Source organism: Streptomyces sp. NPDC058663 (assembly GCF_042716745.1).
In the GTDB taxonomy this organism is placed as follows: Bacteria; Actinomycetota; Actinomycetes; order Streptomycetales; family Streptomycetaceae; genus Streptomyces.
Window position 1 is genome coordinate 320,999 of the sequence record NZ_JBHXRV010000001.1, and the last position, 9,644, is coordinate 330,642.

A 9,644-nucleotide genomic window follows, 5' to 3' on the forward strand; every position below is an offset into this window, starting at 1 on the left:
CGCGGTGGACCGGGATTGCCGGGGCATTGTCAGTGGTGGGGTGCACGATGGGGTCCATGGTGAGGAAAGCGCTCGATTCGTTCTCCCCCGCGACCAGGAGCTGGTTCACGGGAGCCTTCGTGACGCCGACCCCGGCGCAGGACGGGGCCTGGCGGGCCATCGGCGAGGGCTCGGACGTCCTGGTCGTGGCCCCGACCGGGTCCGGGAAGACGCTGGCGGCGTTCCTCGCCTCGCTCGACCGGCTGGCGTCGACGCCCCCGCCGGCCGACGCCACGAAGCGCTGCCGGGTGCTCTACATCTCGCCGCTCAAGGCCCTCGCGGTGGACGTGGAGCGCAACCTGCGCAGTCCGCTGACGGGAATCCGCCAGGAGTCGGTGCGGCTCGGGCTGCCGGAGCCCGACATCCGGGTCGGCATCCGCTCGGGCGACACCCCGGCGGGCGAGCGGCGCGCGATGGCGACCAAGCCGCCGGACATCCTCATCACCACCCCCGAGTCGCTGTTCCTGATGCTCACCTCCTCGGCCCGCAGCGCCCTGGAGGGCGTCGAGACGGTGATCCTGGACGAGGTGCACGCCGTCGCCGGCACCAAGCGCGGCGCCCACCTCGCCGTGTCGCTGGAGCGGCTCGACGAGCTGCTGCCCAGGCCCGCCCGCCGGATCGGCCTCTCCGCGACGGTCCGGCCGGTCGACGAGGTGGCCCGCTTCCTGTCGCCACAGCGCAAGGTGGAGATCGTCCAGCCGCCCTCGACGAAGGTCTTCGACCTGTCGGTGGTGGTGCCCGTCGAGGACATGGGCGAGCTGGGCGGCTCCCCCGCCAAGGATGACGACCAGGGCGACAAGCCATCCATCTGGCCGCAGGTGGAGGAGCGGATCGCCGACCTCGTCCAGGCCCACCGCTCGACGATCGTCTTCGTCAACTCCCGCCGACTGGCCGAGCGCCTGTGCAACCGGCTCAACGAGATCGCGTACGAGAGGGCCACCGGCGAGGCCCTTCCCGAGGGGGGCTCCCCCGCCGAGCTGATGGGGCAGGCCGGCGCCGCCCAGGGCGCTCCGCCGCTGCTCGCCCGCGCGCATCACGGGTCGGTCTCCAAGGAGCAGCGCACCCTGGTGGAGGAGGACCTGAAAGCGGGCCGGCTGCCCGCCGTGGTCGCCACCTCCAGTCTGGAACTGGGCATCGACATGGGAGCGGTGGACCTGGTCATCCAGGTCGAGTCGCCGCCCTCGGTCGCCTCCGGTCTGCAGCGCGTGGGCCGGGCCGGGCACCAGGTGGGGGCGGTCTCCACGGGCGTCGTCTTCCCGAAGTACCGAGGTGACCTGGTGCAGGCGGCAGTGGTCACCGAGCGGATGCGCAGCGGCTCCATCGAGTCCCTGCGCATCCCCGCCAACCCCCTGGACGTGCTGGCCCAGCAACTCGTCGCGATGGTGGCGCTGGATTCCTGGCAGGCCGACGACCTGCTCGCGCTGGCCCGGCGGGCGGCTCCCTTCGCTTCGCTGCCGGAGTCGGCGTTCACGGCGGTCCTCGACATGCTCGCCGGGCGCTATCCCTCCGACGCCTTCGCCGAGCTGCGGCCGCGCGTCGTCTGGGACCGCGTCGCGGGGACGGTCACCGGCCGCCCGGGAGCGCAACGGCTCGCGGTCACCTCCGGCGGGACGATCCCCGACCGGGGCCTGTTCGGAGTGTTCCTCGCCGGGTCCGACCCGAAGAAGGGCGGCGGCCGGGTCGGTGAGCTCGACGAGGAGATGGTCTACGAGTCCCGTGCGGGCGACGTCTTCACCCTCGGTACGACGTCCTGGCGCATCGAGGACATCACCCGCGACCGCGTCCTGGTCTCCCCCGCCCCCGGGGTGCCCGGCAGGCTCCCCTTCTGGAAGGGCGACCAGCTGGGCCGCCCCCTGGAACTGGGCCGTGCGCTCGGTGCGTTCCTGCGCGAGATCGGCGGGATGGGCGCACAGGACGCGCGGGCCCGCCTCGGCGCGGCGGGCCTGGACGACTGGGCCGCCGACAACGTCCTGTCGTACCTCGACGAGCAGCGCAGGGCGGCGGGCCACATCCCGGACGACCGGACGATCGTCGTGGAGCGGTTCCGCGACGAGCTCGGCGACTGGCGGGTGGTGGTCCACTCCCCGTTCGGCGCGCAGGTGCACGCGCCGTGGGCCCTGGCCCTGGGGGCCCGGCTGTCCGAGAAGTACGGCATGGACGCACAGGTGATGCACGCCGACGACGGCATCGTGCTGCGCCTGCCGGACGCGGACCTGATGGGCCTTGACCTCATGGGTCTCGACCCGCTCGACGCGCCCCCGCCCGGCGGGTCCGCCCTCCCCGACAGGCCCCTGGGGGCGGAGTACGACAGCGAGCAGGCTCCGATCGGTGCCGCCGACACCCTCTTCGACAAGGGTGAGGTGGCGCAGATCGTCACGGACCAGGTCGGTGGTTCGGCCCTGTTCGCCGCCCGTTTCCGGGAGTGCGCGGCGCGTGCGCTGCTGCTTCCCCGGCGCAGTCCCGGCAAGCGCACCCCACTGTGGCAGCAGCGCCAGCGGGCCTCCCAGCTCCTGCAGGTGGCGAGCGAGTTCGGCTCGTTCCCGATCGTGCTGGAAGCGGTCCGCGAGTGCCTCCAGGACGTCTTCGACGTCCCCGGGCTGACCGAGCTGATGGGCGACATCGAGGCCCGCCGGGTCCGCCTCGTCGAGGTCACCACCCCCGAGCCCTCCCCGTTCGCCCGCTCGCTGCTCTTCGGCTACGTGGCGCAGTTCCTGTACGAGGGCGACTCGCCGCTCGCGGAGCGGCGGGCGGCTGCGCTCTCCCTGGACTCCCGTCTGCTGGCCGAGCTGCTGGGCCAGGCGGAACTGCGCGAACTGCTCGACGCGGAGGTACTGACGCAGCTGGAGCAGGAGCTGCAGTGGCTCACCGAGGAGCGGCGCATCAAGGACGCGGAGGGCGTCGCCGACCTGCTGCGGGTGCTCGGCCCGCTCACCGGGGCGGAGTTGCGGGAGCGGGGCGCGGCTCCGGAATGGGCCGCGGAACTGGCCGACGCCCGACGCGTCATCCAGGTGCGCATCGCGGGCAAGGACCACTGGGCGGCGGTCGAGGACGCGGGCCGACTGCGCGACGCCCTCGGCACCGCGCTCCCCGTCGGCGTCCCCGAGGCCTTCACCGAACCGGTCAAGGACCCCCTCGGCGACCTCCTCGCCCGGTTCGCGCGCACCCACGGCCCCTTCACCTCCACCACGGCGGCTGCCCGCTTCGGCCTCGGCACCGCAGTCACGGAAGGCACCCTGCACCGGCTCGCCGCGACAGGCCGTGTCGTGCAGGGCGAGTTCCACCCGGCGGGCATCGGCCAGGAATGGTGCGACGCCACGGTCCTGCGCCGACTGCGCCGCCGCTCCCTGGCGGCCCTGCGCCAGGAGCTCGAACCGGTCGCCCCCGCCGCGCTGGCCACCTTCCTGCCGCAGTGGCAGCACTACGGGGGAGGCGGGCTGCGCGGCATCGACGGCCTGGTCCGCGCGGTGGAGCAGTTGCAGGGTGCCGCGGTGCCGGCCTCCGCCCTGGAGAAGCTCGTCCTGCCTTCCCGGGTCGCCGGATACACCCCCGCGCTCCTCGACGAACTGACCACCACCGGCGAGGTGCTGTGGGCCGGGGCGGGCGCCCTTCCCGGCAAGGACGGCTGGGTCGCCCTCTACCTCGCCGACAACGCGCCGCTCCTCCTCCCGCCGCCGCACCCCCTCGAACTGTCCGCGCTGCACGAGTCCGTCCTGACCGCGCTCACCGGTGGGTACGGCCTGTTCTTCCGGCAGATCGCGGATCAGGTGCGCGCCACCACCCACCCGGACGCCACCGATCCGCAACTGGCCGACGCCCTCTGGGACCTGGCCTGGTCCGGCCGTCTGACCAACGACACCCTGGCACCGCTGCGCGCCCTGCTCGGCTCGGGCCGCACGGCGGGGGCCACCGCGCATCGCGCCAAACGCTCGGTGCCGCGCGGCCGTTACGGCTCGCTCACCGGCGGGGCCCGCCCCGTCTCCCGCACCGGGCCGCCCACCGTCGCGGGCCGCTGGTCGCTGCTCCCCGCCCTGGAGCCCGACCCGACCCACCGTGCGCACGCCCTCGCCCGTACGTTCCTGGACCGGCACGGGGTGGTGACCAGGGGTGCGGTCGCCGCCGAGGGCGCCGAGGGCGGATTCTCCGCCGTCTACCGCATTCTGGCCGCGTTCGAGGACAGCGGGCAGGCGCGCAGGGGGTACGTCGTCGAGGGCCTGGGGGCCGCGCAGTTCGCGATGGACGGGGCGGTCGACCGGCTCCGCGCGGCGGCAACGGCCCGCGACCGCAGCGAGGGCGACGCCCCGAACCGCGCCGTGGTCCTGGCCGCCGCAGACCCGGCCAACGCGTACGGCGCCGCCCTGCCCTGGCCCGAACCGCCCGCCGGGGTCACCCACAAGCCTGGCCGCAAAGCGGGCTCCCTGGTCGTCCTGGTCGACGGTGAGCTGACGCTCTACATGGAGCGCGGCGGCAAAACCCTCCTCGCCTGGCCCACCACCGACCCATCAGCCCCGACGGCCCCGGAGCCGCCCACCGCCTCGGCCTCCACGGAGGATGCCGACCCCCGCCTCCACGCGGCATCCCAAGCCCTCTCCGCCACAGCCCGCGCAGGCTCTCTCGGCACCCTCACCGTCGAGCGCATCAACAACAACCCCGCCCTCACCTCACCCGTGGGCCGCGCCCTGGAGACAGCAGGCTTCCACGCCACCCCGAAGGGCCTCCGCATCCGCCCCTGAACCGCCCCTGAATCCCACCGAGCCACTCTGAGCCCCCTGGGTCGCGCTCGGGGCCCCGGCAGCCGACCCCTCGATCCCCACCGAGCCCACTCGGCAGACCCGAAGGTCACGCCCCTGGGCCACCCATGCCCCCTGAGCCACTCGGGAGCACACACCCAGGGCCCCCGCCCAGCCACTCGGAGCTCCTCCAGGGGTCACGCCTCCGGGCCAGCCATACCCCCGAGTCGCTCGGGAGAAAACACCCGTGAGCCCCCACCGCACCACTCGGAGCTCCCCTCATGGGTCACGCCTCCGGACCACCCGCCCCCTGAGCCACTCGGGAGAGCACGCCCAGGGCCCCCCTGAGCCACGCGGCGCCCTCTGATGTCACGTCGTCGAGCGCCTCGGAAGAACACCCCCATGCCCCCCACGCCCGCGCGCCTCTCGTGACAGTGCCCCCACGGACCACTCCACCCAGCCCTTCAAAGCCACTCACCCCGCACCCCCACCGCACCTCCCCTCCCACCCCCGCCACTTCCCGCATCATGGATGCATGCCCGAAGGAGACACCATCTGGCTGGCCGCCCACCGCCTCCATGCCGCCCTGGCCCACCGCACCCTCACCCACGCCGACCTCCGTGTCCCCCGCTTCGCCACCTCCGACCTGACCGGCCGCGAAGTCCTCGACGTCACCTCGTACGGCAAGCACCTCCTCACCCGCATCGAGGGCGGACTCACCCTGCACTCCCACCTCCGGATGGACGGGGCATGGCGCATCTACGCACCGGGCGAGTCCTGGCGAGGCGGTCCCTCCCATCAGATCCGCGCCGTGCTGCAGAACTCCGAGGCCACCGCCGTCGGCTACCGCCTCCCGGTCCTCGAACTCCTCCGCACCGCCGACGAGCACACCGCGATCGGTCACCTCGGCCCCGACCTCCTCGATCCCGACTGGCAGGAGGACCCCTCCCTGGCGGAGCGAGCGGTGCACAACCTGCTGGCCGCCCCCGACCGCGCCGTCGGCGAGGCCCTCCTCGACCAGCGCAATCTCGCGGGCATCGGCAACGTCTACAAGTCCGAACTGTGCTTCCTCGCCCGCGTCACTCCCTGGCTGCCGGTCGGCGCGCTCGCCCCCGACGTCCCGGCCCGCCTGGTCGCCACCGCACACCGCCTCCTCGAGGTCAACAAGGACCGCACCGACCGCACCACCACGATCCCCCGCACCTCGCGACCCCAGGGCCGCAACCGCACTCCCGACCGCCTCTACGTCTACGGCCGCGAAGGCCGCCCCTGCCTCCGCTGCACCACCCGCGTCCGCAAGGCCGACCAGGGCGACGGAACCCGCGAACGCCCTACCTACTGGTGCCCGAACTGCCAGCAGGGTCCCACTAATTGACGACCCGTCAGTTTCGGTCGTACGGTCGCCCCATGCCTCTCCCCGTACGACGCCCCGAACGGCTCACGGCATACGACCTCACCGGCCGCACCGCCTTCGTCACCGGCGCGGCCAGCGGCATCGGCCGCGCCACCGCACTGCTCCTCGCCGAAGCGGGCGCCGTCGTGCACTGCGCGGACCGCGACACGGTGGGCCTGGCCGAGACGGCCCTTCAGGTCGCCAAGGCCGGCGGCACGGCAGTCACCCACACCCTCGACGTGACGTCCCGCACCCGGCTCAGAACGGCGATGGAATCGGCCGACCGCCTCGACATCCTCGTCACCGCCGCCGGAATCATGCACTCCAGTACGGTCCTGGAGACCACGGACGACGACCTCGACCGCCTCCTGGCAGTCAATTTCAAGGGCGTCCTGTACGCCTGCCAGGAAGCAGCCCGCCTGATGCTCCCCACCGCGAACAGCACGGGCACGCCAGCCGCCCCTGGCACCCCAGTCGGCCCAGACGCCACAGCCACCCCTGACGCCCCAGCCGGCCCAAGCACCACAGCCGTCCCCGCCACTCGCCCCACCCCCGCCAGCATCGTCACACTCGCCTCCGGCGCAGTCGACGCTTCCCAGGCGGGCCTGTTCTGCTACAGCGCGACGAAAGCCGCAGTCGTGCAGCTCACCAAGACCCTGGCCACCGAACTCGGCCCGCACGGCATCCGCGTCAACTCCGTGGCCCCCGGCTGGATCCGCACCCCCATGACCGCCAGGCACGACGCCATGCAGCAGCACCGCGCCGAAGCGACCATGAGCCGCATCACTCCGCTGGGCCGCGTGGGTGAAGCCGAAGAAGTCGCCCACGCGATCCTCTACCTGGCGTCGGACGCCGCCGCCTTCACGACGGGCCAGATCCTCCGCCCGAACGGCGGCGTTTCGATGCCCTGGTGAACAACCCGCGCCGCCCACCGGCCGAAGCCCGCCCCGGCCCACCACCCACCGGAACCTCCCGGCCCCCGCCACCCACCGGAACCCCCCGGCCCCCGCCACCCGCAGGAGCACCACCCGCTCCCCGAGCCACGCCCCGCACGGCTGCCCGCCCCCGTTTCACCGGGCCCCGAGCCGACACATGCACCGGCAGCAGGCTCAGCCCCCACCCCCCGGCGACGATCGACCCCTCCAGCACGCCCGCCCCCTCAGGCACCAGCACCACCCGCAGCGCCGCCCACCACCACAGCACGCCGAGCACCAGAGCCAGAGACCCCAGCAGCACCCGGCGCCCGCGTATCCCGCAGTCGTACCGCACCATGGCTGCCTCCTCCGCCCGACGCTAGACGCGGCCCCTCCCCTACGGGAGGGCGCATCGGATGCACCCGGAGCGCTCAGGGCACAACCGGCGCAAACCCAGCCCCGTACGCCTCACACCCGAAGACTTCGGGCGACCGCCACCGGGTACGTCCGCAGACGTCCGGAGGATGTACCCGGTGAGCCCCTTCGAGCGGGGAAGCTGCGGGGAAGCAGCAGGAAAGCGGCAGGACGCCGCGTTTCCGGTTCTGGATTCCGGAATCCTTCCGCTCGCGGCAGAGGAATCCCGACAGCCGCCAGTCTCACCCGGCTCGGCCCTCACCGCATCCAGAACACTCCCCACGGTCCGGCCCGCAGAGATGGCACCCATGGCCACCAGTCCGGCGATGAAGCACCACACAGCAACGCCGATCCGACGTACCCAAGGAAGATCCGACGCCCTCAAAGGAACAATTGTCCCGCAAAGCACCCGCCTGTAACAGATCGGCCACACGACCTCACGCCACGCACACGCGTCGCATGATGACCCCTCACAGCAGCAACCGCTCCAGGGGGACCCATGCACCACCGCTGTACCGCACTCGCGCTGACCTCCACGGCCCTGCTCGCCCTCACCGCTTGCCAAGACGTCACCACCGCCGACCCCTCCCGGCCCGGCACCGTCTCCAGCACCCCCACGGCGCCCACGCAACCCAAGCAGCCGGCGGAGCCGCCGACCGCCGCCAAGAGCCCTGCCTCTTTGCCGAACTTCGTGGGCCAGGGGCTCCAGTCCGCCCAGGACGGCGCGCAGGCCGCGGGATTCTACGTACTGAAAAGCCACGACGCTCTCGGCCGAGGCCGGCAACAGATCCTCGACCGCAGCTGGAAGGTGTGCAGCCAGGCCCCCAAGCCCGGCACCCACGCGGCCTCGACCACCATCGACTTCGGCACGGTGAAGCTCGAGGAGTCCTGCCCCGCGTCGGACGCGGGCGAGCCGGCGAAGGCCGGGCAGACCATGCCGGACCTCATCGGCAAGAGCGTCAAGGTTGCCCGTGCCGCCCTGCCCTCCCACACCTCGCTGACCGTCCGCGACAGCTCCGGCCAGGACCGCATGGTCCTCGTGGAGACGAACTGGCAGGTCTGCGCGGTCAGCCCCTCCGCGGGATCGTCTCTCGACGGTCGGCCGGTTACCTTCAGCGCCGTGAAGTTCGGGGAAAGCTGCTGACCCACTCGGGATGACCCGCACGCCGCCCGCACAGCGGACCGGCCCGGAACGCGCGCGAACGCGTTCCGGGCCTCAGGTCCTTCTGCGACGGACAGCGGGGGCAAGCCGGGGGCCGTTCCCGTGGTCGGAGGAGACGTGAGCCTCCGCAAACGGGCTTCCCTCTACGGCTCCCCCTACAGCTCGCGCCGTACGGGTCAGGCGGTCTCCGCCTGGAACATCCACGCGTGCTTTTCAAGATCCGCCGTCAGCCCGATGATGAGGTCCTGGCTGACCGGGTCCGGGTCGCCAGTCGCCTCGATGCGTTCGCGCATGCGCACCAGCACCGCACCGAGAGCGTCGACCAGGATCCGCACCGCGTCGGAGTCCTTGATCCACCCGGTCGGCACCTCAGCGACGGCGCTCGACGACGCCACCGTCGCCGCCCGCCCGTCGGGGTTGACCCCGAGGGTGGACGCCCGCTCGGCGACCGTGTCGGAGTGCTGCCGCGCCGTGTCCACGACCTCGTCCAGCTGAAGGTGTACGGACCGGAACCGCGGCCCCACCACATTCCAGTGCACCTGCTTGGCCACCAGCGACAGGTCCAGCAGATCGACGAGAGCTCCCTGGAGTGCCTCCCCGACCACCTTGAGATCGGCCTGGGGCAACGTGCTCTTCACGGCAGACATCCGCATCCTCCTCAGAAATCAGAGCAAACCGAATCAGCACCCCCAACCCTGCCACAACCGATCCAATTCGGTCATCCGGGGTCACCACTCGCGCAGACCACGAACCGAAAGCCGCAACCGTACGTGCCGAGCGCATGTCCCGAGGGCACATCCGGAGCCCATGCCCTCAACGGACGTCTCGACCACACGCCTCGACCACAGGTCTAGACCGCACGTCTCAAGCGAACCCCGACCGAACCCCGAGCCTCAAGCGGCATGTCTCAAGACCCATACCTGACGCCACATGCCTCACACCTCATGCCGACCAGCACAGAAAATGGCCCGAGCCCCGGGCGGCCTCCAAGAGGC

The 9,644-nt window shown here is 72.4% G+C and carries 5 protein-coding genes; 4 read left to right on the forward strand and 1 reads right to left on the reverse strand.

All coding sequences use genetic code 11. The annotated features are described in order from the left end of the window. Positions 1-56 precede the first annotated feature (56 nt). The 4 genes from ACFWVV_RS01290 to ACFWVV_RS01305 all read left to right on the forward strand — a co-directional run bounded on the left by ACFWVV_RS01290 (position 57) and on the right by ACFWVV_RS01305 (position 8,631). Positions 57-4,769 carry a DEAD/DEAH box helicase gene (locus ACFWVV_RS01290; protein ID WP_384357827.1) on the forward strand — a complete coding sequence of 1,571 codons (4,713 nt, stop codon included), beginning with the start codon at positions 57-59 and terminating at the stop codon, positions 4,767-4,769. Positions 4,770-5,301: 532 nt separating this feature from the next. Then, the gene (locus tag ACFWVV_RS01295; RefSeq protein ID WP_384357825.1) at positions 5,302-6,141 is read left to right on the forward strand and encodes an Fpg/Nei family DNA glycosylase; all 840 of its coding nucleotides are present in this window, start codon (positions 5,302-5,304) and stop codon (positions 6,139-6,141) included. 32 nt (positions 6,142-6,173) lie between these two features. Next, on the forward strand, positions 6,174-7,073 hold the full coding sequence (locus ACFWVV_RS01300; RefSeq protein WP_384357823.1) for an SDR family NAD(P)-dependent oxidoreductase: 900 nt from the start codon (positions 6,174-6,176) through the stop codon (positions 7,071-7,073). 913 nt (positions 7,074-7,986) lie between these two features. Beyond that, complete coding sequence (locus tag ACFWVV_RS01305) at positions 7,987-8,631, forward strand: hypothetical protein (RefSeq protein WP_384357821.1); 645 nt, start codon at positions 7,987-7,989, stop codon at positions 8,629-8,631. A gap of 194 nt (positions 8,632-8,825) precedes the next feature. On the opposite strand, the gene ACFWVV_RS01310 is transcribed toward ACFWVV_RS01305, so the two are convergent. Beyond that, on the reverse strand, positions 8,826-9,296 hold the full coding sequence (locus ACFWVV_RS01310) for a DNA starvation/stationary phase protection protein (RefSeq protein WP_384357819.1): 471 nt from the start codon (positions 9,294-9,296) through the stop codon (positions 8,826-8,828). Positions 9,297-9,644 lie beyond the last annotated feature (348 nt).